Origin of the sequence: Flavobacterium plurextorum (genome assembly GCF_024638035.1) — a bacterium.
Classification (GTDB): Bacteria; Bacteroidota; Bacteroidia; order Flavobacteriales; family Flavobacteriaceae; genus Flavobacterium; species Flavobacterium plurextorum.
Map to the genome: position 1 here is coordinate 1,452,758 of NZ_CP100442.1, position 25,939 is coordinate 1,478,696.

Below are 25,939 nucleotides of genomic sequence, written 5' to 3' on the forward strand. Positions count from 1 at the left end.
CATATAAAAAAATAATAAAATGAAAAACATATATAAAATTTTAATCGCATTCATTGGTGTTTTAGCAGTGTCATGTAATGCTGATGATGTAGAAGAGAGACCAGTAATTGAGCCAGTTACAGCTCCAGTTTTGCTTAATCCTCAAAATGATTTTAACATCGTTTTGACTAAAGACAATGAAAAAAATGTTGCAACAACTGTAATCTGGAACGATGCTAAGTACGATGGTACAGCAACAGTGGTAAACTATACTATTGAAATCGCAAAAGCAGGAACTAAATTTGCAGCTCCTATAACAGTAACTACAACTACAGCTCGTTACAAAGCTTTAACAGTAGCAGAATTGAACTCAGCTTTAGTAAACGGAGGTTTTGTTGAGAAACAAGAAAACAGTGTTGATATTCGTATTAAATCTACAGTTGGTACAGGTGCAGAAGCACAATACTCTAATTTTTATACTATTAAAGCTACTCCATACCACGTGCCATTGGCAAGTTCTCATTGGTTAGTTGGAGCAGCTACTCCAGGTGGATGGTCATGGGATGGTGATGCTGAAACAGAATTCCCATTAGTAGTTGGAAAAACAAATGTTTACCAAGTAAAAGTTGTTCTTAAAAGCGGAGAAGCATTTAGAGAGTTTTTATCAAATGACTTTACAAGCGGTGGTAACTGGGGTGCTAGTAACAGCCGTAACTTCCCTTACTATTCTGGATTAGGGTATACTATAGATTCAGAATTAGTAAATGCTGGTGATGGTGATAGTAACTTTAAATACACTGGGCCAACTGGACTAAGAACTTTGACAATTGACAATGGTGCAAAAACTATAACAGTAGATTAGTTCTAGCATGAATAATTAAAGGGCTATCTGTATAAGGTAGCCCTTTTTTAATCTAACTAACCATTAACCACAACTATGAAAAAAACTTTACTATTAATTTTTCTATTGTTATCTGCCGTTATTTTTGCACAGCAGCAAACCGTAACTTATTCTATAAATCCGCCGACTTTTGAGGACACGACCTCTATTACAATTACAATAAATGGAAATAGTATAAACGAATCGGCTTGGTCAGTAACAGGAAATGCACTGTATCTTTGGTCATGGTCTTATGATGTAAATGATGCCAATCAACTGGATTCACCTTCTAATGGATCTTGGACGGCTTCGGCTGAAGCGGGTAAATTTACTTATAATGCAGGAACAGATACTTACACAAAAACATTTACGCCGTCTGCCTATTTTAATAGAAACGGAATCGGAAAATTTGGTTTTCTAGTTAAAGCTAAGGATGGTACGGGGGCTAAACAGTCACAAGATATTTTGGTTGAGGTTGGTTCCTTTCAGGTAACATTGACTTCTCCTGCAGAGAACAACAGTACAATTATTGCAAACGGTGGAAGTTTAAATATTGTCGCAACAAATACAAATGGAACAGCGAGTTATACATTAAAATCAAATGGAGTCGTAATAGATTCTAATTCTAGTACATCCAGTTATTCGTTTAATCATGTAAACATTACAGGCAATCAAAGTTATGAATTGAGTGTTACTCAGGCATCAACAACGATAGTTAAAAAGTTTACTGCGATTGTTGATCCTAATACCGTTTCTGAAGCTATGCCCGCAGGCTTGGCAGACGGAATTAATTACAATGCTGATGTTACAAAAGCAACTTTGGTATTAGATGCTCCTTTAAAAGATTTTGTTTACGTTGCAGGAAGTTTTAATAATTGGCAGCCAACATCGGCGTATGCCATGAAAAAAGATCCTGTTTCAGGTAAATTTTGGTTAGAATTGACAGGATTGGTTTCTGGACAAAATAATACGTATCAATATTGGGTTGTTGATAAAACTCCGTTGGTCAATTCACCTTCAATGGTAAAAACGGCAGATCCTTACTCAACTTTAGTATTGTCGCCGTATGATGATTCTTCAATTCCTGCAGCTTCTTATCCAAATATGCCGGTTTATCCAACAGGACAGAGTTTTGAAGTTACGGTACTTAAAACTGGAAAGACACCATATAATTGGCAGGTTACTAATTTTACAAAACCAGAAAAAGACAAGTTAGTTGTTTATGAAGTATTAGTTCGTGATTTTGATGCTGCTCGCAGCTACCAAAGTTTAATTGATAAGATTGATTATTTTAAAACGCTTAAAATAAATGCAATAGAATTGATGCCGATAATGGAATTTGAAGGCAATGAAAGTTGGGGTTACAATACTTCATTTCATATGGCTTTAGATAAATTCTATGGTACTTCAGATAAATTAAAAGAACTTATAGATTTATGTCATCAAAACGGAATTGCCGTAATTCTAGATGTAGCTTTAAATCATGCCTTTGGACGTAATCCGATGGTGAGAATGTGGATGAACGATCCTGATGGAGATGGTTTTGGTTCGCCTACGACTGAAAATCCTTATTTTAATACTGTTGCAAAACATACTTTTAGTGTAGGAGAAGATTTTAATCATCAATCTGCAAAAACACAATATTATGTAGAGCGTGTCATTAAACAATGGATCGAAGAATATAAAATTGATGGTTTTCGTTGGGATTTAACCAAAGGATTTACTCAAGCCTGTACAGCATCAGACCAAACTTGTACCAATAATTATCAGCAGGATAGAGTTGATATATTAAAGAAATATGCGGATTATTCGTGGAGTTTAGATCCTACTCACTATACTATTTTTGAACATTTAGGATCTGATACAGAGGAAAAAGAATGGGCAAATTATAGAGTAAATGATCCCGTTAGTAAAGGTGTGATGATGTGGGGAAAAATGACAGATCAGTACAGTCAATTGACAATGGGATATGCATCAAACAGCAATATTTCAAGAATGACAAGTTCAAGCCGTGGTTTTACAGCAAACAGATTAATGGGATATGCAGAAAGTCATGATGAAGAACGTTTAATGTATAGAAATTTACAATATGGAGCTTCGGGCGGAACTTATGATGTAAAAACGTTAAACACAGCCTTGTCAAGAATGTCAGCAATTGGCGCTGTTTCATTATTGATTCCAGGGCCAAAAATGATTTGGCATTTTGGAGAGTTAGGCTGGGACAGCTCAATTTTTACTTGTAATAATAATACAGTTAATACAGATACAGATCCTGCTTCTGGCGATTGTAAATTAGATACAAAACCACAGCCTCAATGGACAAATAATTGGTTAGGAAATACCAATCGAAATAAAATTTATTACGACTGGGCAAAAATAATTAATCTTAAAATAACGGAGCCTGTATTTTTAGGAACCGCAACGGTTGCAAGTGCTAATTCACTTTCGGTCAACATAAAAATTACAAACAGTGCTTTGGCGGCTACTCAGTTAAAAGACGTATTGATTTTGGCGAATTTTGATGTAACAGCACAAAATGTACCAACAGGTTTTCAATATACTGGAACATGGTACAATTTAATGGATAACACTACAATAAATGTTTCTGATGTTAATGCCGTAATAAATATTCCCGCTGGAGAATTTAGAATTTATGGAAACAAAGTTGCGAATTTAGCTGTAGCCGATTTCGAAAAAGGAGCAACAGTCAATTTATATCCAAATCCAGTTTCAGATTATTTTACATTAAACATATCGACAGCAAAAGTGCAGGTTTATAATATATCAGGACAATTAGTAAAAAGCTTTAATGCAAACGGAAAAATAGATTTTCAGTTTGAGGTGAGTGATTTAGAAACAGGACTATATATTGTGAAAGCAATGGATGAAAATAAGAAAACTCAGGTAATGAAATTTATAAAAAAGTAGTGTTTAATTGATCTCTTTTATTGTATTTGAATTCAATTAAAAACAGCGTTAAGTTTTGGTTTGGTTAGTAGTGAAAAGGGCTTTTCTAGCAATAGAAGGCCCTTTTTTTATAGATGATTATTATGCTTTCTTTTTATCGTTGTACTCTCCAATTAAAGCAAAGTAGCCAAATGTGCCAAGACCCAAAACAATTAACGGCGTAAGAATAAAAAGAATAATAATGCCAAAGACCAAATCGTCTTGTTTGTCTGAGAGCAATTTGGGCAAGCCAAATTCAAATACGCAGAAATAGGCGGCAGCAATGGAAAGTACAATCCATAAAACACCTAAAATTTGTTTAATAGCATTCATAATAGTGGTTTATTAAAGGTGGTTAGTTTTGTTTTTGTTGTCAATATAAATCATTCCAATTACAAAGCATACAGAAGCAATGATAATTGGATACCAAAGTCCGTCGAGGTAAAAATCACTTTTTCCGGCCGCTTTTGAATGAGTTACAAAATAAGTTGAAATTGCAGGAAGCAGACCTCCAAAAATTCCGTTTCCTACATGGTAAGGAAGAGACATCGAAGTGTATCTGATTTTAGTAGGGAACATCTCAACTAAAAAGGCCGCAATCGGACCGTAAACCATAGTAACAAATAAAACCTGAATGAAAACTAGAAAAATCAAAGTCCATTCATCGCTTGAATTGATATTGATCGAAATACTGCTTTGAGATTCTTTTTTATCAGCAAAATCAGTCTTTTTTTCTACATAAGTGGTTCCGTCAGTATATGTTTTAGAGATTGTAGTTATTGTATTGTTGTCGGCTGTTGTTTCAGTGTTTTGTGTTGTCTTTTCTGTGATTTCGGTTTTGTAACTTACATCAGTAGTACTGTACATCATTTTGTAAATTGGTCTATAGAATAAAATAGCCAAAAGCATTCCAGTCATCATAATGTACTTTCTTCCAATTTTGTCGCTCAGCCATCCAAAGACAATAAAAAATGGTGTTCCTATTAATAAAGCAATTCCCAGTAATCCATCAACTTGTGATGAATCTATGTTCATAACAGTTTTCATGAAACTCATAGCATAGAACTGCCCAGTATACCAAACAACACCTTGTCCCATTGTCGCACCAAATAATGCCAGCAAAACAAATTTTAAATTGTATCGATTTCCGAAACTTTCTTTTAGCGGATTTGTACTTGTAGTTCCTTCTTTTTTAGCTTTAGCAAAAACAGGAGATTCGTCCATGTTTTTTCTAATTAAATAAGATACGCCAACCATTGCAATAGAAACCCAAAAAGGAACACGCCATCCCCATGAATCAAAAGCTTCGCTCGAAAGTACATTTTTAGTGGCCAGAATTACCATTAATGAAATGAATAAACCAACAGTTGCAGTTGTCTGAATCCAAGATGTCCAATATCCTTTTTGACCTGCAGGAGCGTGTTCTGCAACATAAGTAGCTGCGCCGCCATATTCACCGCCAAGTGCTAATCCTTGCAGTAAACGTAAAATTAAAACTAATAAAGGAGCTAGAAAACCAATTGTTTCGTAACTAGGAATACAGCCTATTAAAAAAGTAGAACCGCCCATTAATAATAAGGTAGCCATGAAAGTGTATTTTCGGCCAATAATATCACCAAGTCTGCCAAAAAATAATGCCCCAAAAGGACGAACAACAAACCCAGCGGCAAAAGTGGCTAAAGTCGATAAAAACGCTGCAGTAGGATTGTCGCTTGGGAAAAATTTAGTTGAAATTACAACGGCTAAACTTCCGAAAATGTAAAAGTCATACCATTCAATCATTGTTCCCATGGAAGAGGCAGAAATTACTTTCCAAATGCCCTTAGTAGAAGATTTACTCATAAAAACGCTCTGTGTTTTTGATAATAAATAAAAAGTTAAAATACGATTTTACGAATATATGAGATATTTTTTTATTCAGTCAGTACTTTTTTAACAAAAATAGCTTAATTGTTGGCTTTCTATTTTTTGATAATAAAAAGGTTGTAAATAGAGTAGGTGAAAAGTTTTTAACCGCAAAGAACACAAAGAAAACCGCAAAGGTTCGAAAAGTATAATTTTAAAAACTTTGCAAACCTTTGCGGTTGTAAAAACAAAAAACCCGAATATTACTATTCGGGTTTCGTGGTACCTCCAGGGATCGAACCAGGGACACATGGATTTTCAGTCCATTGCTCTACCATCTGAGCTAAGGTACCGTGCTGTGCACATTGCGGGTGCAAAGATAGAATCATTTTTCGTTTATCCAAAACATTTTAAAAAAAAAATCAATTCGTATCTTCGCAGAAACAAAAAGGAAATATGATTTTAACTGTTGATGTTGGAAATACTCGAATTAAAGCAGCTGTTTTTGAGGGAACTGCCGTTTTGGAGAGTTTTGTTTTTGAGAAAAAAGAGCTCGAAAAAAAAATTAAAAAAATTTTAGACAACTATCAAAAATGCTCTGATTTGGTAGTAGCCTCAGTAGGAAATGTAGAAAAACAATCTTTTTTGATTTTTGAAGAGCAGTTAAATGTTCATTTTTTTACTCATGAAGATAAATTTCCTTTTCATAATAAATATGCAACACCAAAAACTTTAGGAATAGATAGAATGATTTTGGCTGCAGGAGCAACTTTGCAGTTTCCAAAACAAAACAGATTAGTGGTTGATGCTGGAACTTGTATAACCTACGATTTCATCGACGAAAATGATAATTATTTGGGCGGAGCGATTTCTCCGGGACTTCGTCTGCGTTACGAATCTTTGCATAATTATACAGCCAGACTGCCTTTGCTGACTTTCGAAGAACCAGATCAATATATAGGAAACACGACAATGCAGGCAATTCATTCAGGAGTTGTAAACGGCTTCGTCTATGAGATTGATGGTTTTATCGATGAATATCGTGGAAACTTTTCAAATTTTATAATAATTTTAACGGGAGGAGATGCAGATTTTTTGGCTAAACGATTAAAAAATACCATATTTGCCAATTCAAATTTCCTTTTGGAGAGTTTGAACCAAACATTTCAATATAAAATCAACAATGATTAAAAAAATTATAATAAGCGCTTGTTTGCTTATATCGTTCGTTTCATTCGCTCAACAAGGTACTGCTTCCCCATATTCTTTTTATGGAATTGGTGATACTAGATTTAAAGGAACTCAGGAATTTAGGTCTATGGCAGGAGTTGCGGTTGAACAGGATAGTATTCACTTGAATATTGAAAACCCTGCGAGTTACGCGAGTTTATTGCAGACAACATTTACAGTTGGGGGATCGTTTGGAACTTCTACTCTAAAAACAGATACAGAATCGGCAAAAGCACAAAGAGCCACTTTTGATTATTTGGCGATTGGAATTCCAATGGGAAAATTTGGAGCTTCATTTGGTTTAGTTCCATTATCTTCAGTTGGGTATAAAATTTTAAATGATAATACAGCAACTCCTGGAGCAACAAGTACACAGCTTAGCGGTAAAGGAGGTATTAATAAAGCTTATGTTGGTTTAGGATATAAAATTAAACCAAACTGGAATATTGGTGCCGATATGCAGTATAATTTTGGAACAATTAAAACAACAAGTATAGAAGCTGTAAGTGGTGTGCAAAACTCGACTACAGAGTTAAATACTTCTGAATTATCTGGTGTGAATTTTAACATTGGTACAATGTATCAAACAAAACTTTATAAAAAAGTTTCATTGTTTACGAGTTTGAATTACACTTTTGCAAGTACATTAAGATCTAATAATACTAGAGAAATTACAGTAAGCGGTGATCCAGATCCTTACGTTTATAATCCAGATGCAGAAGATTTAAAATTACCAAACAAGTTAACGATTGGAGCTGGTATTGGTGAAGCTAGAAAATGGTTAGTAGGAACAACAATGGCTTTTCAAGGAAACGGAGAATTTGCAAATTATTACAACGCAAATCCTAATGTTCGTTACGAAAAATATGCTAAGTACGCTTTAGGAGGATATTTTATTCCAAATTATACTTCATTTACAAGTTACTTGAGCAGAATTACTTACCGTGCCGGATTGAAATATGAAAAATTAGGCTTAATAGTTAATAATGAGTCAATAAACGACATCGGAATGACTTTAGGTGCTGGAATTCCAATTCCGGGATATTTTTCAAATGTAAATATCGGAGTTGAATTTGGTAAAAGAGGAACAATGTCAGCGGGATTGATTCAGGAAAACTATGTTAACTTCAGTGCGAGTTTCTCATTTAATGATAAATGGTTTGTGAAGAGCAAATTTAATTAAGCATAGTCTAATGTTTTTTTAAGCTCATTACAATTTACTACATTTGGCGAATGATTTTACCAAAGAAATATATTGTTCCTGTTGTTGTATTTGCTGTCGTAACACTTTTTTTTGGCTGTGAAAGCAATTTTAAAGAAGTTCAAAAAATCAACTTCTCTGAGTTTGTTCCAGCAAGTGATGCTGATACGGTAAATATTAAATATACAGACTCAGGACGCATAACAGGAGTTTTGATAAGTTCAAAAATGTTAGATTATTCTAACCTTGACTTCCCGTTTACAGAATTTCCAAAAGGAATTGATGTTACTTTATACGATAAGAAACAAAAGCGTACTTTTATAAAATCAAATTATGCCGTTTCATATAAAAGTACCAGTATAATTGATTTGCAGGGAAAAGTGCGAATAACATCAGAGGAAGGTCAGGTTTTAGAAACCGAGCAGCTGTATTTTGATCAGAAAAACGAATGGTTTTATACCGAAAGAAAATTTAAGCTTACAGATGCTAAAGGAGTTTCTTACGGACAAGGAATCGATTTTAGTAAAGATTTTAAAGTGATTAATTCGCAGCGAATAAGCGGCGAAATTGAATCGAATGAATAAATATAATTATGGGTTATTTAAAATATACACAATACGTTTACATAGTTTTTGCCGTTTTCTTTATTTATGACGGTGTGACAAAATTAAACGAAGGAAACGAAAGTTATCCGATGAGTTTGATTATTGCCGGAATGGCTGTGTTTATGTTTTTCTTTAGAAGAAGATTTGTCAAGAAATTTGACGATCGTAATAAAAAACAATAAAAATGGAAATTAGTATTATAATATTATGTTTAATACTATCAGCCTTTTTCTCAGGAATGGAAATAGCTTTTATTTCCTCAAACAAAATTTATCTTGGAATTGAGAAAAAACAAGATAATTTCTTGTCGCAAATTTTAACTAAACTTACAGAGAATCCATCAAAGTTTATTGCTTCTATGCTTATTGGTAACAATATAGCATTAGTAATTTATGGGTTTTATATGGGAGATTTGATTATTGGCTGTATAGCAAGTTTTGGTTTTCAATTTTCTGCCCTGACAACAGTTTTACTTCAAACTTTAATTTCGACTTTTATAGTTTTAATTACTGCTGAGTTTCTTCCCAAAGTTTTTTTTCAAATTTATGCCAATACACTAATTAAGGTTTTTGCTGTGCCGGCATATCTTTTTTATAGACTGTTTTACTATTTGTCTACCTTTTTTATTTGGATTTCAGACTTTGTTTTAAGAAAGTTTTTTAAAACAGAAGGAGATCAAGTTCAATTGTATTTTAGTAAAGTTGAATTGGGGAATTATATCACAGAACAAATGAGTTCGGTTGAAGATGATGAAGAGGTGGATTCTGAGATTCAGATTTTTCAAAATGCCTTAGAGTTTTCAGGTGTAAAAGCACGTGATATTATGACTCCAAGAACAGAAATAGTCGATATCGATTTGTTTGACAGTATAAAAGATCTTAAAGAGTTATTTATCGAAACAGGATACTCGAAAATTGTCGTAAGTCAAAATTCTCTAGATGATATTGTAGGTTATGTTCATTCATTTGACTTGTTTAAAAAACCAAAAACAATAAAATCAGTTTTGATGACTGTGGAGTATGTTCCAGAAACAATATTGATAAAAGACGCACTGAATATTTTGATAAAAAAGCGAAAAAATGTGGCAGTTGTTCTTGATGAATATGGAGGAACTTCGGGCATAATTACTATTGAAGATATTGTTGAGGAGCTTTTTGGAGAAATAGAAGATGAGCACGACTTAGATGAAGAATTGATTGAGCAGGAATTGGGTGAAGGGAAATATTTGTTTTCTACAAGATTGGATGTTGAGTATTTGAACGAAACCTACAAACTTATGATTCCTGAAGAAGATTCGTACGGAACATTAGGCGGATTTATTGTAAATCATACAAAAGAAATTCCTCAAAAAGGTGATGAAATTGTAATCGACAAGTATCATTTTGTGATAGAACAAGCATCAAACAAGAAAATCGAGTTGGTCAAAATGACAATAAAAGAGTGATTTTTTTAGTAATTGAAAAAAATTGTGTAAAATAAAACCCTAGTTGTATTGTTATTAACTAGATAATTGTATTTTCGCAAACTGAATATAAAATTAACGATAATTAAAAATGGCAGTTTTAGCAAAAATTAGACAGCGTTCCGCTTTATTGATAGGAGTTATTGCAATTGCATTATTTGCATTTATAATACAAGATCTAATCGGTAAAGGAACATTTAGTCAAAGTTCAAAAGATGTGGGAAGCATCGATGGAAAAGATATTTCATTTGAAGACTTTAGAGTTAAAGTTAGTAATGTTGAAAAAAGTGGTCAAGGAATTACTTCCACTGAAGCTGCAAATAGAGTTTGGGACCAAGAAGTTTCAATCGCATTGTTGTCGACTCAATTTGATAAATTAGGATTGAGAGTTGGTGAAAAACATTTAATTGAAGTTTTGAAAGCAGATCCAAATATTGGTAAAAACCCAATGTTTTTGAATGCAGCAGGAATGTTTGATGTAGTAAAATTTAAAGACTACTTTAAAGCAAATCCTGAAGCAGCTCAATTTATTTCTGAAAAAGAAAAAGATGCTGAGTTAAACGCAAAATTTCAAATTTACAATACTTTAGTAAAATCTGGACTTTACACAACTGCTAGTGAAGGAAAGTTGAAATATGAAATGGAAGCAAACAAAGTAAACTTTGCTTATGCTGCTGCTTTATATTCATCTATAAAAGATAGTGATGTGAAAATTTCTGATGATGAAATCGTAGCTTACATGAAGAAAAACGAGAAAAAATTCAAAGCTGATGCAACTCGTGAGATTCAATATGTTTTAGTTGAAGATAAAGCTTCAAAAGAAGACGAAGCTGAAATTAAAGCTAAATTAACTGCTTTATTAAACGGAAGAGTTGAGTATAATGCAAAAACTGGTAAAAACGATACATTGCCAGGTTTCAAAAATGCTACAAACATTGCTGAATTTGTAAACGCAAATTCTGATGTTCCTTACGATTCTACTTATGTTGCTAAAAACAATCTTCCAGCAGTAGATGCTGATAAATTATTCAGCTTACCAGCTGGTTCTATTTACGGTCCTTATGTTTACGGAAGATATTACGCTATTTCTAAATCTTTAGGATTTAAAGCTGGTGTTAATGCAAAAGCTAGTCATATTTTAATTGGTTACGAAGGATCTCAAACTCCAAGTCCAAAAGAAAAAAGAACAAAAGAAGAAGCAAAAGCTAAAGCTGAAGAAATTTTAGCTCAAGTTCAAGCTAATCCAGATAGTTTTATGATGCTTGCTTTTACAAGCTCTGATGATTCATCTGCACAACAAGGTGGTGATTTAGGATATTTTGGTCAAGGTCAAATGGTAAAACCATTCAATGATTTTGTATTCAACAACGGAATTGGAAAAGTTGGTTTAGTAGAAACTCAATTCGGTTTCCACATTATCAAAATTACAGATAAACAAGACGGTATTCGTTTAGCTACAATTGCTCAAAAAATTGAGCCATCTGAAGTTACTTCTGATAAAGTATTTACATTAGCAACTAAATTTGAAATGGATGCTGCTAATAAAGATTTTGCTGCTACAGCAAAAGAATTAGGTTTAAAAGTTGCTGCGCCGGTTACTGCAAAAGCAATGGATGAAGCATTTGGTCCGTTAGGAAATCAAAGAAACATCATTAGATGGGCATTTGACAAAGAAACTAGTACAGGAGATGTAAAACGTTTTGAAATTGCTAATATTGGTCACGTAATTGCTCAATACAAAAGCGAAAACAAATCTGGTTTAGTTTCTGTTGCTATGGCTAGACCTTATGTTGAGCCAATCTTGAAAAACAAGAAAAAAGCTGAAATGTTGAAAGCTAAAATGACAGGTTCAAGTATTGAAGCTATCGCTAAAAGTGCTGGTGTAGCTGTACAACAAGCTGCTAATGTTACTTTAGAGAATCCAGTTTTACCTGGAGGAGTTGGACAAGAGCCTAAAGTTGTAGGTAATGCATTCGCTTTAGCTGCTAATAAAATTTCTGCTCCAATCGAAGGAAATACTGGAGTTTATGTAGTGAAAAACATAAGCACAGTTAAAGCTCCAGCTCTTGCAAATCATGCTGAGTATATTGCTAAAGTAAAAGCTCAAAGCGCATCTGATGCAGGAAGAATTTTACCAGCATTAAAAAATAGTGCTAAAATTGAAGACAACAGATTACAATTTAACTACTAGTATTTAGTAATTAAATTTGAAAATATAAAACCCGAAGTGTTCTACTGAATACTTCGGGTTTTTTGTTTAATAGTGTTTTAAGCTGCCAGTTTTGTAATTAGTAAAGAATAAACAAAATGTTTTTGGCAATAATATTTTAAATGAAGAGAATGAACAAAAAGTGTAAAATAAGAAACGGTTAGTTCGCTTTATTGTTTCTATTCTTGAAGAATCATTTCGTCGTATGTTAGAATCGTATTATATCCTTTTGATGTGAAATAATCTTTTGGATTTTCTTCTGAAACTGCCATTACAAAATCTCCTCCCCAAGCGCCAAGACTTTTAATGGTGCCGTTAAAGTCGGGAAAAGCAACCTCTTTAATAGTTTCAATTTCAAGAATATTACTTAAATGGATTTCGTGTTTTTCGACTGCATATTCAAACTCTTTTAGAGTTTTAGCGTTCAAGATTGCCTTAGTGATTTTATTGTTTTCAGCAACGCTCTTGGTTAAATTTTGATCTTTATGTCTATTGTAAGCATGTATTGCCGCTTTGCTGTTCTGCTTTTTATTTAGATAAACAAAGAAAATGTTTTTTGTAAAATCAGGTTTAAATGAAACTGGTTCTACACTATTATTTTCTATTTTGTAGAGAATCGGCGTATTATTTTGAGCACAGGCAATATCGTAACCACTACCTCCAAAGCTGTTTTTAAGTAGTGTAAAAGCATTAACTTTTGTCCACTGTGCAATATTATTGATTAGAGTAGAAGATGTTCCTAGTCCCCAATTTTTTTGAAAAGTAAGATGTGTGGTGATTTTGTACCCATTAGATTGCGTAATGAAATCTGGATTTAGTAAGAATGCCTCGTGAAGAATATCAATTAAAGTTGTTCTTACGGTTTCAATTTCTGAATCGTCATTGGTTGTGATTTCCTCAAATGTAAAAGTGTCTTTAAACCAAAGTTCCTGATCGTAGTCGTAACTTTTCCATTCGATAATTTTATTATCTCTATTTTCGACAACTAAATTTTGACCAAATTTTGTTGGAAGCGCAAATGAATCGGCACCATCTAAAACTAAATATTCTCCAGAGATAAGTAGTTTTCCGTTGCTGTAAAAGGTTGTTGACATACGTGGTTTTTTAGTCCTGATAAAAAATGATAAACTATGTTCTTGAGCTTACAACAGATATCAGGTTCCGATAATTATCGGGAAGCTTTTATTATTTTCTTAAGTTTTCAATAAATTCAACTACAGCACTATGAGAAACGGCAGTTTTCTTGAAATGTGACTTGATTTGATGACGTTCTTCGCTTGTAGCTTCAAATTGATTGATGATGTTGTTTAAGTGCATTTTCATGTGTCCTTCCTGAATTCCAGTTGTAGTTAAAGAACGTAATGCAGCGAAATTTTGCGCTAAACCAGCAACGGCAGTAATTTCCATTAATTCTCTCGCTGAAGGTTTTTGAAGGATTTCTAAACACAATTTTACTAAAGGATGAAGAGATGTTAGACCTCCTACGGTTCCTAAAGCCAAAGGTATTTCCAGCCAGAAAGTAAAAATTCCGTCTTCAATTTTAGCATGTGATAAACTTGAATATTGTCCGTTTCTTGATGCGTAAGCATGAACTCCGGCTTCGATGGCTCTAAAATCATTTCCAGTTGCCAAAACCACAGCATCTACACCATTCATGATTCCTTTGTTGTGTGTAACCGCTCTAAAAGGTTCAACTTCGGCAATTTGAACAGCTTGTACAAAACGTTCTGCAAATTCCAGCGGATTTTGAATGTGTTTTTCGGCTAAATCTTCAATTGGGCAAGAAACCTCGGCTCTTACAACACAATTTGGAACATAATTAGATAAAATGCTCATAATTACTTTCAAGCTTTCTTCATCAGAAAATAAAGCAGAATCTTGAAATTCTTCTTTTAAAGTAGATGCAAATTGTTCTAAACAAGAGTTTATGAAATTGGCGCCCATACTGTCTTTTGTTTCGAAAGTGGCGTGAAGTTGAAAATAATTTTCAAGGAGACTTCTTTTGTCTTTTAACTGGATATCTAATATTCCACCGCCACGCTGCTGCATGTTTTTTGTAATGCTTTGTGTGTCAGAGAAAAATTTTGGTTTTATTTCTTGAAAGAAAGATTGAAGTTTTTCAACATCTCCGCTATAAGTAAAGTGAACTTGACCTATTTTTTCAGTATCAATAATTGTTGTTTTAAAACCTCCACGTGTCGACCAGAACTTTGCGGCTTTTGATGCGGCTGCAACAACTGAACTTTCTTCAATTGCCATTGGGATGGTTTTATATTTTCCGTTTATTAAAAAGTTTGGAGCAACTCCAAGTGGAATATATAAATTTGAAATCGTGTTTTCAATAAACTCATCATGTAATTGTTGGAGCTTTTCGTCTGAATTCCAGTAATTTCTTATAATATTTAGGGCCTCTTCAGGCGTTGAAAAATATTCGTTTGCAATCCAGTTTATTTTTTCCTTTTTGGATAATTTAGAAAATCCGGCAACAGCGTTGTTCATTCTCAGTATATTAAATAATATTGTTGTGGCAAAGATACTATTTTAAGAGTTTTGTTTGCAATGTATTTCAAACTTGAAAATACGCAATCGTTATTTTTTTTAACATTTAACACTTAAAATGTGTATTATGTTTATTTTTTTTACTAAAATTGGGCTCTTTTTATATTTAAAATAATTCTGATGAATACAAGTAAAATTACTGTTGTGCTTTTGTTAATAGTTGCGACAGTTTTTGGGCAGCAAAAAATTACGGTTGAAAACATCTATGGCGGGGCATTTCGGGCAAAAGGGATGGATGCATTGCAATCTTTAAAAAATACAAACCAATATACGGTTTTAAATGTTGACCAAGTAAATAGGAGTATGCAGATCGATTTATATGACTTTGCAACTCTAAGAAAAGTATCAAACTTAATAGATACTAAAAACCATAAAGCACTTTCAGACGGAATTGACAGCTATACTTTCGATGCTTCAGAAAAAAAGATTTTAATTGCCTGCAATTCTAAAAAAATCTTCCGTCACTCTTTTACAGCAGATTATTTTTTATATGATATTGCTTCTAAATCATTAACAAAACTTGTCGATTTTCAAATTCAAGAGCCAACTTTTTCTCCTGATGGAACTAAGATTGCTTACGCAAAAGAAAATAATTTATACGTTTACGACTTAGCATCAAAAAAATCTACAGCCATAACTACTGATGGAAAGAAAAATGCAATTATAAACGGTATCACTGACTGGGTTTACGAAGAAGAATTTGCTTTTGTACGTGCATTTGACTGGAGTAAAGACAGTAAAAAAATAGCTTTTATTCGTTTTGACGAAAGTCAGGTTCCTGAATTCTCTATGTCGATATTTCACAAAGATTTATATCCAACGATTGAAACGTTTAAATATCCTAAAGCTGGAGAAAAAAATTCGGTAGTTTCATTACATATTTATGATGCTGCGGGAAATACGTCTAAAAAAGTAGATTTAGGAAATTATAATGACTTTTATATTGCAAGATTGCAGTGGACAAATGATAATAATACTTTATCAGCTCAGGTTTTAAACCGCCATCAAAGTAATCTTGATTTGTTGTTTGTTGACGGAACGACAGCTGCCACAAAAGTGGTTTTAAATGAAAAAGACAAAGCTTATGTTGATGTTACGGATAACTTAACATTCTTAAAAGATAATAGTTTTATCTGGACAAGCGAAAAAGACGGTTTCAATCATATTTATCTTTATGATAAAACTGGAAAACTTAAAAATCAGGTTACAAAAGGAAACTGGGAAGTGGTTTCATACTACGGTTTCGACGAAAAAACAAAAACTATTTTCTACCAATCTACAGAAAATGGTTCTATCAATAGAGATGTTTACAGAATTGGTTTAGACGGAAAAAACAAAGCTCGTTTAACTTCAAAAACAGGAACAAGTGCGGCTACTTTCAGTCCTAATTTCCAATATTTCATCACTACTTATTCTAGCGCTTCTCAGCCAACAACTTATACTTTAAATGAGGCAAAAGCAGGAAAAGAAATCCAAGTAATAGAAAACAATCAAGCACTTTCAGATAAATTGAAAGCATACAATCTTCCTGCAAAAGAATTTTTTGTTTTAAAAACAGCAAAAGGAAATGAATTGAATGCATGGATTTTGAAACCAAAAGATTTTGATGCTTCAAAAAAATACCCTGTTTTCATGTATCAATATTCTGGTCCAGGATCTCAGCAAGTAAATAACGACTGGAACAACTCTGATGATTATTGGTTTGCTTCTTTAACACAACAAGGTTATATCGTAGCTTGTGTTGATGGTAGAGGAACTGGTTTTAAAGGTGCTGATTTCAAAAAAGTGACTCAAAAAGAATTAGGGAAATACGAAGTTGAAGATCAAATCGATGCTGCAAAAGTAATTGGAGCTTATCCTTATGTTGATGCTTCAAGAATTGGAATCTTCGGATGGAGCTATGGCGGATTTATGGCTTCGAATTGTATTTTTCAAGGAAATGATGTATTTAAAATGGCAATTGCTGTTGCGCCGGTTACAAACTGGAGATTTTATGACAGTGTTTACACAGAAAGATACATGCAGACTCCACAGGAAAATGCAAGCGGATACGATCAAAACTCTCCAATAAATCACGTTGATAAATTAAAAGGTAAGTTTTTATTGATTCACGGATCTGCTGATGATAACGTTCATGTTCAAAACTCAATGCAAATGATGGAAGCGTTAATTCAAGCAAATAAACAGTTTGATTCTCAGATTTATCCAGACAAGAATCATGGTATTTTTGGAGGCAAAACCAGAATTCAGCTTTATAATAAAATGACTAACTTTATCAAAGAAAATTTATAATCTAAAAATATATTAACCTAAAATAATAATGAATAATATGGGAGAAACTCAAGTAAAAACTGCGCATCCAAAAGGTCTTTGGGTATTATTTGGAACAGAGATGTGGGAGCGATTCAATTTTTATGGAATGCGCGCTTTGTTAACTTTATTTCTTGTGAATTCATTATTGATGAAAGAAGAAGAAGCTTCTTTAATTTATGGAGGTTTCCTTGGACTTTGTTATTTAACACCAATGTTGGGAGGTTTTATTGCTGACCGTTTTTTTGGAAACAGAAATTGTATTTTATTAGGTGGATTGATGATGGCGATTGGACAGCTTTTGTTGTTTACAAGCGCAACTGTTTTTGACGCAAATTTAGGTTTAGCTAAAACTATAATGTATTCTGGATTGGCTGTAATCGTTTTTGGAAACGGTTTCTTTAAGCCGAACATTTCTAGTATGGTGGGAAGTTTGTATCCTAAACAAGAAAAGACAAAATTAGATACGGCTTTTACTATTTTCTACATGGGAATTAATTTAGGAGCATTTTTAGGTCAATACATTTGCCCAATTTTAGGAGATGTTAAAGATTCTGGAGGTGTTCGTGATATTCATGCTTTTAAATGGGGATTTTTAGCGGCATCTATCGCTATGCTTTTAGGAACAACTCTTTTTTACTTCTTAAAAAATAAATATGTTGTATCGCCGGAAGGAAGACCTTTAGGAGGTTTACCATCGAAAAATGTTTCAGCTGATTTTGAAGAAGGAGAAGCGCAGCAAGCTAATTTTTCGAATAAAGCTTTGACTATTGCGGGAATTGCATTTATTGCATTAGGATTCTTTTTTCATTATGTAGTAGGGCAGAATTTAATTTATACTTTAATTTATTCTAGTGGTATTGCGTTAGCAGGACTAATTGTTTCAGATTCATCACTTACTAAGATTGAAAGAGATAGAATTATAGTAATTTATATAGTTTCGTTCTTTGTTATCTTCTTTTGGGCTGCATTTGAACAAGCTGGATCTTCATTAACTTTTATTGCAGATAATCAAACAGATCGTAATTTCTTTGGTTTCCAAATGCCAGCTTCTATGGTGCAAATTTTTAATGGTTTGTTCGTTGTAGCTTTGGCTGTTCCTTTTAGTATAATTTGGGATACTTTGAGAGCTAAAGGTAAAGAACCAATTTCTCCAGTGAAATTAGCAGTTGGATTGGTTGTTATTTCTATAAGTTTCTTTATGATAGCGACTCAGGTTTCATACATTGGAACTTCAGGTTTATTAGCTATTAAATGGCTTATTTTATTATATTTCTTAAACACATGTGCAGAGCTGTGTTTATCTCCAATTGGACTATCGTTAGTTGGTAAATTATCTCCAAAACGTTTTGCTTCATTGTTATATGGAGTATTCTTTTTGTCTAATGCTTCTGGATATGCTTTAGGTGGAACTTTAGGTTCAATTTTGCCGGCAACAGGAGATAAATTTGCAAAAGCTAAGGAATTAGGTATCGATCTTCAAGCAGTTTTAGATAAAACAGTAACTCCAACAGCTGAGCAGCTGGCTCTTTTAGACAAACATCAAATTAGTGCTGCAAATCACTTTTTTGCAGGATTCGAGATTCATAATTTATATGAGTTTTTCATGGTGTTTGTTGTTCTTACTGGAATCGCAGCAATCATATTATTTGCATTGACTCCATTTTTGAAGAAAATGATGCACGGTGTTAGATAATTAATCAAAATAATATATAGAAAATTACCTACAGGTTTAGGCTTGTAGGTATTTTTAATTTTAAAGCGTTTTTAAGTATGTGGAATAAGCACCCAAAAGCATTGCCTTATTTGTTTTTATCTGAAATGTGGGAACGTTTCGGTTACTATTTAATGATTGGAATTTTTACTTTATATCTTAAAGATGTAGAAAGTGGTTTTGCCATGACCGAGAAAGAGGCTTCTGATTTATACGGAACCTTTATCGCACTAGTTTTTCTTACTCCTTTTATTGGCGGCTTAGTTGCTGATAGATATTTAGGGTATAAAAAGTCTATTGTTTTTGGTGGGATTTTAATGGGTATTGGCTACTTCTTAATGGGCGTGCATGATCTTACCGTGCTATATATTGCAATGACTTTGGTAATTATTGGGAATGGTTTTTTCAAACCCAATATTTCTACGTTGTTAGGTAGTTTTTATACCAATGAAGAATATAAAGATAAAAAGGACGAAGGCTACAATATTTTCTATATGGGAATAAATGTTGGAGCTTTTATTTGTAATTTCTTTGGTGCTGCTTTGCAGATTCTTTTAGGTTGGCATTGGGCTTTTATGGCTGCAGGTGTAGGTATGTTTATAGGTGTGATAGTATTTTTATTAGGAACCAAACATTACGTAGGACACGATCAGAAAAAAGGTGTGCAGGAAGGCGATATGCCATTTTATAAAATCATCCTTTTTATTTTATTGCCTTCATTTGTTTTTGGAGCAATTGGCTGGTTGATAAAAGGAGTTGGATCAGAGACTAATTTGAACAGCTCAATCTTTGGTTCGGACAGTACAGATGCTTTTATTTTTGCTTGTATTCCGATTATTTTGTTTTATGGATCGCTTTATGTTAGAGCCAAAGCAGAAGATAAACGTTCAATAGGAGCTTTACTAGCTATTTTTGGAGTAGTAATTTTATTTTGGGGTGTTTTTAAACTTAATGGTTCAGCACTTACTACTTGGGCAGATCGTTATACAGATAGAGAAGTAACTGGAACAGCTGGTCAAGTTGTTGGTAAAATAAAATTGGCAAAAGAAGTCGAATATAAAAAGGAATCAACAGAGCTTTATGATGATCAGTTTCGTTTACAAAAGGTAAATGGAGTTGTTCAAAAAGAGGAGAATTATCCGTTGTATTTTAGAAATGTTGCACCAGAAAAATTGCCTGCCGAAGGCAGTAAAGTGCATCTATGGGCTACAAACTTAAGTCAGTCTATTAATCCAGGCTGGGTAATCATATTAACACCTTTGGTTGTTGCATTTTTCTCTTTTTTAAGAGCGAGAAAAAAAGAGCCTTCAACACCTACAAAAATTGCTTTTGGATTGTTAATTTCAGCCTTGTCTGTTTTAGTTATGATAGCAGCAGTGAAAATTGGCGGCAACGGAACAGAGAAAGTCAGCGTTTGGTGGCTAGTAGCAAATTACGGAATAATCACAATTGGAGAACTGTTTTTAAGTCCTATGGGATTATCTGTAGTATCTAAATTAAGTCCAGTTAATATCACTTCGTTGATGATGGGAGGTTGGTTTTTGTCGACTTCTATAGGAAATAAGTTGAGCGGAGTTTTAGCAAGTATGTGGGATACGTATGACAATAAAGTTAACTTTTTTTGGGTTAATTTTGCATTGTTAATGTTTGCCACCGTACTAATGTTTGCTTTAGTAAAACAACTTAACAAGGTGATGAAAGAAAGAGGAATCAATTAATTATAAATAAATAAATGGAGCAAAAGATTACTTTAGAGGAAATACAAAATTTTAAGGGCAACTATCCAAAGCAATTGTGGTATTTGTTTTTTGTTGAAATGTGGGAGCGTTTCTGCTTTTACGGAATGCGCGGAGTTCTTGTTATTTTCATGGTAGATCAGCTTTTTTTGAAAGAAGATCATGCTAGTTTGCAATACGGTGCTATTCAGGCTTTTGTATATGCTTTTACCTTTATTGGAGGTATTTTTGCCGATAAAGTTTTAGGATTTAAAAAATCATTGTTCTTTGGCGGGATCGTTATGATTCTTGGAAATCTTCTGATCGCCGTTTCTCCTCATGATTTCTTTTACTATGGTATCGCTTTTTCTATTATTGGAACAGGTTTTTTTAAACCAAACGTTTCATCAATGGTTGGAGAATTGTATCACGAAAGTGACGGACGTAGAGATGCTGGTTACGGAATGTTTTATGCCGGAATAAATGTAGGAGGTCTTTTTGGAGGTGCTTTATGTGTTTATTTAGGGAAATATTATTCTTGGCAATTATGCTTTTTGTCAGCAGCAATAGTAATGTTTTTGGGTTTAATCACATTTTTATTCACTAAAAAATATTTAGGGCCAATTGGAGATTCTCCATTGTTGAACTTAGAGCCTGGTAAAAGACGAATTCGCGAAATAGCAGTATATGCTTTATCAATCTTAAGTTTGCCGTTTATTTTTATAATGGTAAAAAATACTGATTATACAGATTATTTCATGTATACAATTGGTATGGTTGCCGTTTCTTATTTTGTGTATGAATTGATTAAACTTGGTGATGTAAAAATGCAAAAGAAGCTTTTTGCAGCTTTCCTATTTGTATTCTTCTATTTCTTGTTTAATTCCATTTACGAACAAAGTGGTGGTTCATTATCTCTTTTTGCTAAAGATAACTTGAACAATAAATTGTTGTTCTTTAATATTGACCCAAATGTTGTTAATAATAGTTCGAATACCTTTTTTGTAGTGGTTTTAAGTCCTATTATTGGACTGTTATGGATTTGGTTAGGAAAACGAAAAATAGAGCCAAATACATTGATTAAATTCGGAATCGGATTTTTATTTCTAGCAGCCTCTTTTTATATCTTCTATCTTACCAGATTTTTTGCTGATTCAAAAGGTATAGCATCTCTAAACGTTTTCACTTTAGCTTACTTAGTAACAACAATCGGAGAACTATGTTTAGGACCTATCGGAATGTCAATTATTACAAAGTTGTCTCCAAAAAGATTGTTTGGAATGATGATGGGATTGTGGTTTTTAGCTAGTGCTTTTGGGCAGTTGGCAGCAGGGAAATTAGGAGCTGAAATTTCAAGATCAAATACAGGAGATACTTTAGTTTCTAAATTGCAGTCTTATACAGAAGGTTATTATCAATTGGCAATTTATTCGCTTATTGCCGGCGTTATTTTAATTGCTATTTCTCCTTTAATTAGAAAATTAATGCAAGAAGTTAAATAGTTAATTACTATTGACTTTTTGATTAAATTTGTCAAAAAATAAAAGAACATGAAAAAGATATTCTTAATAACATTGTTTTTGATTGGTGCATTTGCAACTCAAGCCCAAGAGTTAAAGTGGTACACAGATGTTAAGGAAGCAATTACAGTAAGTAATAAAGAGAAGAAACCAATGTTGATGTTCTTTACCGGCAGTGATTGGTGCGGATGGTGTATTCGTTTGCAAAATGAAGTATTGAAAACTGTTGAATTTAAAAAATGGGCAGTTGATAATGTTGTTTTGGTAGAGCTTGATTATCCAAGAAGCGTTGCACAGACACCAGAATTGAAAAATCAGAATAATGAATTACAACAGGCTTTTGGAATTCAAGGATTTCCTACCGTATTTTTTACTAGCGCAGAATCTAAAGACGGAAAAATTAATTTTAAAGGTCTGGGAAAAACAGGTTATGTTGCGGGCGGACCTTCAGCTTGGTTAACTGTAGCGGAAGAAATTGTTCATCCTAAAAAGTCCTAAAAAAGAAAAATAGATTCCTATAAATATAGACTCCTTACAGCAATGTAAGGAGTTTTTTTATGAGTTAGAAAATGGTTTTATTTCGGCAGTAATTAATGGTTTGTTGCTTAATCATTGATGAAAAAACATATAATTTATTTTTTGTGTTTATTAAATTTGGATAATTAAAATATTATGTTAATTTCGTCACGCTTAACTAACCAAAAAACCAATCTACTATGACTAAAAAACTACTTATCCTACTGTTTTTTTTAGGTTCATTTTTCATGCAGGCGCAAAATCTGGCTTGGCGGACAAACATGACAGATGCTATTGCAATCAGTAATGAACAAAAAAAACCAATGTTAATTTTATTCACAGCCTCAGGTGTACCAGAAAATTTGCAAAATGAAATTTTTAGAACCCCGGATTTCGCTGTTTGGTCACGTGATAATGTGATTTTAGTAAAATTAGACCTTTCAGATTCTTCAGCTTCAGCTACTGATAAAGAGCAAAATATTAAGCTGAAAAATGCTTTCGGCGTTGAAGATCTTCCTGAAGTTTGTTTTGCATTAGCTTCAGTAAGAAAAAATAAAACAACTTTTAGTGCTTTAGGTAAGATTGCTTACAAGCCCGGCGGTGCAAAAGCATGGATCGCTGAATCTAATAATATTTTGCACCCAAGTGAATAGTGAATTTAATTAAGTTTTTCTTAGTTTAATTTGTAGAATCCCTTTTCGGCAGTAGCATGGAAAGGGATATTTTTTTTAGCGCAGCTTGCCTCCCATATTTTTTGAATTTTGTATGAATTAGAAGCATCTGCCACAATGACTTTTGGATGAAGATCTGCTAAAACTCGATCAAGATTTATTTTTGGAGATTGCGTTAAAATTAGAATATCGGGTTGTAATTTATCAACGTAAATTCCAGTGCTGTCTATAATGAGAATTTTTTTGCCATTAAAAAACAGCGTGTTTTTGATTTTTTTTGGTTCACTCAATATTCCAAAGTTTCCTACTAGATAAGAATTAAGAATAAAGTTTCTTGTACTTGATTTTAAAATAGTATCTGCAGTATAAAATGTAATGTTTTTTCCTGCTCTTGTGGTTATCAGCGTGTTTTTCTTTACGTTGTAAACAATTAATTCGTGTTGATTTGTGATTTCTTTTTTAGTATAAATTAAAGACAACTGCAGGGAAATTATGGATAGCGCAAACGCAATAAAATGAGAATAAGTCCTGTTTTTTGACCAAATAATACAGCTGATAATTAGAAAATAAAGCGAAAACAGATAATAGGAGTTAAAGCTTATATTCTGAAAAACAAAAGATTCGAACGAGGCAACATAATGAATAGTTAGGTTTAGAAGATAAATGCTTTTTTCAAAGATTTCAACTAGAAATATTGGAGGACTTATAAAAATGGCAATTATCATAACAATTATTCCAGCAATCATTATAAAAGATAAAATGGGTAGAATAACAATATTGGTTACAAAAAATAAACCTGGAAATTGATGAAAATAATAAAGGCATAAAGGCAGAGTACCAATTTGAGCAGCAAAAGAAACGGTTAATGCATCCCAGATATAAATTGATATTTTGTTTTTAGGAGTCCATATTTTTTTTAGTTCCGGTTGAAGCCAAACAATAAACAACAACGCTAAATAGCTCAATTGAAAACCAACATCAAACAAAAAATAAGGTTCAAATAGTAATATAAGCAACATAGAAACTAGGAGAGTATGATAAATATTTCCGCTTCGACGCAAATGATTGCCTATTGCTACAAAACTAAACATTACAACTGAACGCAGTACAGAAGGCGATAAACCAGAAATTATTGCAAAACCAGCTAATGATATTAAAATTGAAATTAATTTAATCGCAGAACCTTTGCGAGTGTTAGGAATGGGTTTTAAAATAAAAGCGATAAACAGCATTATAAAACCAACGTGTAATCCGGAAACCGAAAGAACATGTGTCGCCCCAGAATATTGATAATCTTTAATTATATCGGCTGAAATTTCTTGCTGCTGACCTAGTATTAATGCAAGCGCAACATTTAGTTCGTCTTTATTAAAATGAGCACTTTCGAGATTTTTTAGAATAGTCGAATGCAGACGTCCGCAATAATACCAAATGTCTTTTTTGATTGTTTTACTTACTGAGATTTCTGATTTTTCGCAGTATAATTGTGCATATATCTGTTTGTCTGATAAGTATTTAGAATAATCGAATTGATTCGGATTTTTGTTAGAAGGAGTTCGCTGTAAAGTGGTTTTTACTCTAATTATATTTCCTATAATCAAAGGATTATGCAAACTGTCTTTTTGAATATTTACTATTATTTTGCCTGAATAAACATTGTTGTCAATTTCTTTGATGAGTCCAATGTAACGATCACTGTAATTATTACTTTTGAGTTTTTCACGAAGTATGAAAGTTATCAAGTGCGGTTTCTCGAATGCTTCTTTTGAGTGTATATAATTCGACTTGTCAAAAGAATCCGTGTGAAAAATCAACACACATATTCCTGTAGACAATGAAATTAGATAAGTGCCTAATCCAAAGTAAGAGTTTACTTTTGTATTATTTTTTACTAGAAAATAAAGCAGACAAAATAGAAGCGTGCTAAAAAGAAGAAATGTGCAAGCAGTTGAGATAGATGGCTGACAATAATAAGAGATTATTATGCCCGAAATAAAGCATAATGTAATTTTAACTAAAGGAAAATCTAATACTTTCATGGTTTAAAAGTATTAAATTTATGTAAGAAAAAGAATATAAAATATTAAAGTTATTCTATTACTCGATTGATTTGTACAAAGGAATTTTGGTAATAAGGTTCTTTGGTAGATGAAATTATGACACCTTTTGAAGTAGAAGAATGCACAAACTTTATTTCATTTGAGCTGACTTCAACAATTAGTCCTACATGATTAATTTGCTTGCTTCTGGTGGTTTTAAAAAATATTAAATCACCTTTTTGAGCATCATTAAATTTTATTATTATCCCAATTTTAGCCTGCTCAAAAGAACTTCTAGGAAGCTTAATATGTTCAGATTCGAATGTAGTAAAAACTAGTCCAGAGCAGTCAAAACCACTTTTTGTTGTTCCTCCAGCTTTGTATTTAACACCAATATTATCCGTTGCCGTTTCAATTAAATTATTTACAACATATCTATTTTCTCGTTTCGATTCTTTTTTGCTCACAGCAGTAGAGGCTGATTTACAAGAAGCAAACAGCAAAGAAAGAAGAAGGAAAATAAGTATTTTTTTCAAAA

20 protein-coding genes and 1 tRNA gene are annotated in these 25,939 nt (G+C 32.9%); 14 read left to right on the top strand and 7 right to left on the bottom strand.

The genetic code is table 11. The annotated features are described in order from the left end of the window. Nucleotides 1–19 precede the first annotated feature (19 nt). Both NLG42_RS06740 and NLG42_RS06745 read left to right on the top strand, forming a co-directional pair. Nucleotides 20–841 carry a SusE domain-containing protein gene (locus tag NLG42_RS06740; protein ID WP_099717651.1) on the top strand — a complete coding sequence of 274 codons (822 nt, stop codon included), beginning with the start codon at nucleotides 20–22 and terminating at the stop codon, nucleotides 839–841. Nucleotides 842–916: 75 nt separating this feature from the next. Beyond that, nucleotides 917–3,787 (top strand): alpha-amylase family glycosyl hydrolase, encoded by a 2,871-nt coding sequence (locus NLG42_RS06745; RefSeq protein ID WP_257683320.1) that lies wholly within the window; start codon nucleotides 917–919, stop codon nucleotides 3,785–3,787. A 120-nt stretch (nucleotides 3,788–3,907) separates the two neighbouring features. On the opposite strand, the gene NLG42_RS06750 is transcribed toward NLG42_RS06745, so the two are convergent. The 3 genes from NLG42_RS06750 to NLG42_RS06760 all read right to left on the bottom strand — a co-directional run bounded on the left by NLG42_RS06750 (nucleotide 3,908) and on the right by NLG42_RS06760 (nucleotide 6,003). Continuing rightward, nucleotides 3,908–4,138, bottom strand: coding sequence for a DUF6814 family protein (locus NLG42_RS06750; RefSeq protein ID WP_089057386.1), 231 nt, complete (start codon nucleotides 4,136–4,138; stop codon nucleotides 3,908–3,910). A gap of 12 nt (nucleotides 4,139–4,150) precedes the next feature. Then, the gene (locus NLG42_RS06755; RefSeq protein WP_257683321.1) at nucleotides 4,151–5,647 is read right to left on the bottom strand and encodes an MFS transporter; all 1,497 of its coding nucleotides are present in this window, start codon (nucleotides 5,645–5,647) and stop codon (nucleotides 4,151–4,153) included. Between the two features lie 283 nt (nucleotides 5,648–5,930). Then, nucleotides 5,931–6,003 (bottom strand) — tRNA-Phe (locus tag NLG42_RS06760). Between the two features lie 103 nt (nucleotides 6,004–6,106). Between NLG42_RS06760 and NLG42_RS06765 the strand changes: the two genes are divergently transcribed. From NLG42_RS06765 to NLG42_RS06790, 6 genes are all read left to right on the top strand, one after another. Then, entirely contained in the window at nucleotides 6,107–6,841 is a 735-nt protein-coding gene (locus NLG42_RS06765) for a type III pantothenate kinase (protein ID WP_089057389.1), read from the top strand. Further along, entirely contained in the window at nucleotides 6,834–8,063 is a 1,230-nt protein-coding gene (locus NLG42_RS06770; protein WP_089057390.1) for a BamG family beta-barrel-assembly machinery protein, read from the top strand. The genes NLG42_RS06765 and NLG42_RS06770 overlap by 8 nt, the downstream gene beginning before the upstream one ends. A gap of 50 nt (nucleotides 8,064–8,113) precedes the next feature. Beyond that, a complete protein-coding gene (gene lptC, locus NLG42_RS06775) occupies nucleotides 8,114–8,665 on the top strand; it encodes an LPS export ABC transporter periplasmic protein LptC (protein WP_099717647.1) in 552 nt (183 codons plus the stop codon). A gap of 8 nt (nucleotides 8,666–8,673) precedes the next feature. Beyond that, nucleotides 8,674–8,868 (top strand): hypothetical protein, encoded by a 195-nt coding sequence (locus NLG42_RS06780; RefSeq protein ID WP_089057392.1) that lies wholly within the window; start codon nucleotides 8,674–8,676, stop codon nucleotides 8,866–8,868. Nucleotides 8,869–8,870: 2 nt separating this feature from the next. Continuing rightward, nucleotides 8,871–10,130 carry a hemolysin family protein gene (locus NLG42_RS06785; RefSeq protein WP_089057393.1) on the top strand — a complete coding sequence of 420 codons (1,260 nt, stop codon included), beginning with the start codon at nucleotides 8,871–8,873 and terminating at the stop codon, nucleotides 10,128–10,130. A gap of 109 nt (nucleotides 10,131–10,239) precedes the next feature. Then, nucleotides 10,240–12,339, top strand: a complete 2,100-nt coding sequence (locus NLG42_RS06790) for a peptidylprolyl isomerase (protein ID WP_257683322.1) — start codon at nucleotides 10,240–10,242, stop codon at nucleotides 12,337–12,339. A gap of 197 nt (nucleotides 12,340–12,536) precedes the next feature. Here NLG42_RS06790 and NLG42_RS06795 read toward each other — a convergent pair whose 3' ends face one another. Together NLG42_RS06795 and NLG42_RS06800 are read right to left on the bottom strand one after the other, a co-directional pair. Further along, on the bottom strand, nucleotides 12,537–13,451 hold the full coding sequence (locus NLG42_RS06795; protein ID WP_257683323.1) for a GYDIA family GHMP kinase: 915 nt from the start codon (nucleotides 13,449–13,451) through the stop codon (nucleotides 12,537–12,539). Nucleotides 13,452–13,542: 91 nt separating this feature from the next. Then, the gene (locus NLG42_RS06800; RefSeq protein WP_099717645.1) at nucleotides 13,543–14,856 is read right to left on the bottom strand and encodes a hydroxymethylglutaryl-CoA reductase, degradative; all 1,314 of its coding nucleotides are present in this window, start codon (nucleotides 14,854–14,856) and stop codon (nucleotides 13,543–13,545) included. Nucleotides 14,857–15,036: 180 nt separating this feature from the next. On the opposite strand from NLG42_RS06800, the gene NLG42_RS06805 reads away from it, so the two are divergent. The 6 genes from NLG42_RS06805 (at nucleotide 15,037) to NLG42_RS06830 (ending at nucleotide 23,344) form a co-directional block, all read left to right on the top strand. After that, nucleotides 15,037–17,208, top strand: a complete 2,172-nt coding sequence (locus NLG42_RS06805) for a S9 family peptidase (RefSeq protein WP_257683324.1) — start codon at nucleotides 15,037–15,039, stop codon at nucleotides 17,206–17,208. 37 nt (nucleotides 17,209–17,245) lie between these two features. Further along, complete coding sequence (locus tag NLG42_RS06810) at nucleotides 17,246–18,922, top strand: peptide MFS transporter (RefSeq protein ID WP_089057597.1); 1,677 nt, start codon at nucleotides 17,246–17,248, stop codon at nucleotides 18,920–18,922. A 77-nt stretch (nucleotides 18,923–18,999) separates the two neighbouring features. Further along, nucleotides 19,000–20,658 carry a peptide MFS transporter gene (locus NLG42_RS06815; RefSeq protein WP_257683325.1) on the top strand — a complete coding sequence of 553 codons (1,659 nt, stop codon included), beginning with the start codon at nucleotides 19,000–19,002 and terminating at the stop codon, nucleotides 20,656–20,658. A 14-nt stretch (nucleotides 20,659–20,672) separates the two neighbouring features. Continuing rightward, complete coding sequence (locus NLG42_RS06820; protein ID WP_257683326.1) at nucleotides 20,673–22,157, top strand: peptide MFS transporter; 1,485 nt, start codon at nucleotides 20,673–20,675, stop codon at nucleotides 22,155–22,157. Between the two features lie 48 nt (nucleotides 22,158–22,205). Continuing rightward, complete coding sequence (locus tag NLG42_RS06825) at nucleotides 22,206–22,673, top strand: thioredoxin family protein (protein WP_089057400.1); 468 nt, start codon at nucleotides 22,206–22,208, stop codon at nucleotides 22,671–22,673. Nucleotides 22,674–22,891: 218 nt separating this feature from the next. Further along, nucleotides 22,892–23,344 (top strand): thioredoxin domain-containing protein, encoded by a 453-nt coding sequence (locus NLG42_RS06830; RefSeq protein WP_099717642.1) that lies wholly within the window; start codon nucleotides 22,892–22,894, stop codon nucleotides 23,342–23,344. A 20-nt stretch (nucleotides 23,345–23,364) separates the two neighbouring features. Here NLG42_RS06830 and NLG42_RS06835 read toward each other — a convergent pair whose 3' ends face one another. Both NLG42_RS06835 and NLG42_RS06840 read right to left on the bottom strand, forming a co-directional pair. Further along, the gene (locus NLG42_RS06835; protein WP_257683327.1) at nucleotides 23,365–25,401 is read right to left on the bottom strand and encodes a ComEC/Rec2 family competence protein; all 2,037 of its coding nucleotides are present in this window, start codon (nucleotides 25,399–25,401) and stop codon (nucleotides 23,365–23,367) included. 50 nt (nucleotides 25,402–25,451) lie between these two features. Continuing rightward, nucleotides 25,452–25,937 (bottom strand): C40 family peptidase, encoded by a 486-nt coding sequence (locus tag NLG42_RS06840; RefSeq protein WP_257683328.1) that lies wholly within the window; start codon nucleotides 25,935–25,937, stop codon nucleotides 25,452–25,454. Nucleotides 25,938–25,939 lie beyond the last annotated feature (2 nt).

Bases quoted from the DNA above. Each gene is read 5' to 3' on its own strand.
- NLG42_RS06740 (WP_099717651.1), top strand. From the start codon at position 20: ATGAAAAACATATATAAAATTTTAATCGCATTCATTGGTGTTTTAGCA.
- NLG42_RS06745 (WP_257683320.1), top strand. From the start codon at position 917: ATGAAAAAAACTTTACTATTAATTTTTCTATTGTTATCTGCCGTTATT.
- NLG42_RS06750 (WP_089057386.1), bottom strand. From the start codon at position 4,138: ATGAATGCTATTAAACAAATTTTAGGTGTTTTATGGATTGTACTTTCC.
- NLG42_RS06755 (WP_257683321.1), bottom strand. From the start codon at position 5,647: ATGAGTAAATCTTCTACTAAGGGCATTTGGAAAGTAATTTCTGCCTCT.
- NLG42_RS06765 (WP_089057389.1), top strand. From the start codon at position 6,107: ATGATTTTAACTGTTGATGTTGGAAATACTCGAATTAAAGCAGCTGTT.
- NLG42_RS06770 (WP_089057390.1), top strand. From the start codon at position 6,834: ATGATTAAAAAAATTATAATAAGCGCTTGTTTGCTTATATCGTTCGTT.
- lptC (WP_099717647.1), top strand. From the start codon at position 8,114: ATGATTTTACCAAAGAAATATATTGTTCCTGTTGTTGTATTTGCTGTC.
- NLG42_RS06780 (WP_089057392.1), top strand. From the start codon at position 8,674: ATGGGTTATTTAAAATATACACAATACGTTTACATAGTTTTTGCCGTT.
- NLG42_RS06785 (WP_089057393.1), top strand. From the start codon at position 8,871: ATGGAAATTAGTATTATAATATTATGTTTAATACTATCAGCCTTTTTC.
- NLG42_RS06790 (WP_257683322.1), top strand. From the start codon at position 10,240: ATGGCAGTTTTAGCAAAAATTAGACAGCGTTCCGCTTTATTGATAGGA.
- NLG42_RS06795 (WP_257683323.1), bottom strand. From the start codon at position 13,451: ATGTCAACAACCTTTTACAGCAACGGAAAACTACTTATCTCTGGAGAA.
- NLG42_RS06800 (WP_099717645.1), bottom strand. From the start codon at position 14,856: ATGAACAACGCTGTTGCCGGATTTTCTAAATTATCCAAAAAGGAAAAA.
- NLG42_RS06805 (WP_257683324.1), top strand. From the start codon at position 15,037: ATGAATACAAGTAAAATTACTGTTGTGCTTTTGTTAATAGTTGCGACA.
- NLG42_RS06810 (WP_089057597.1), top strand. From the start codon at position 17,246: ATGGGAGAAACTCAAGTAAAAACTGCGCATCCAAAAGGTCTTTGGGTA.
- NLG42_RS06815 (WP_257683325.1), top strand. From the start codon at position 19,000: ATGTGGAATAAGCACCCAAAAGCATTGCCTTATTTGTTTTTATCTGAA.
- NLG42_RS06820 (WP_257683326.1), top strand. From the start codon at position 20,673: ATGGAGCAAAAGATTACTTTAGAGGAAATACAAAATTTTAAGGGCAAC.
- NLG42_RS06825 (WP_089057400.1), top strand. From the start codon at position 22,206: ATGAAAAAGATATTCTTAATAACATTGTTTTTGATTGGTGCATTTGCA.
- NLG42_RS06830 (WP_099717642.1), top strand. From the start codon at position 22,892: ATGACTAAAAAACTACTTATCCTACTGTTTTTTTTAGGTTCATTTTTC.
- NLG42_RS06835 (WP_257683327.1), bottom strand. From the start codon at position 25,401: ATGAAAGTATTAGATTTTCCTTTAGTTAAAATTACATTATGCTTTATT.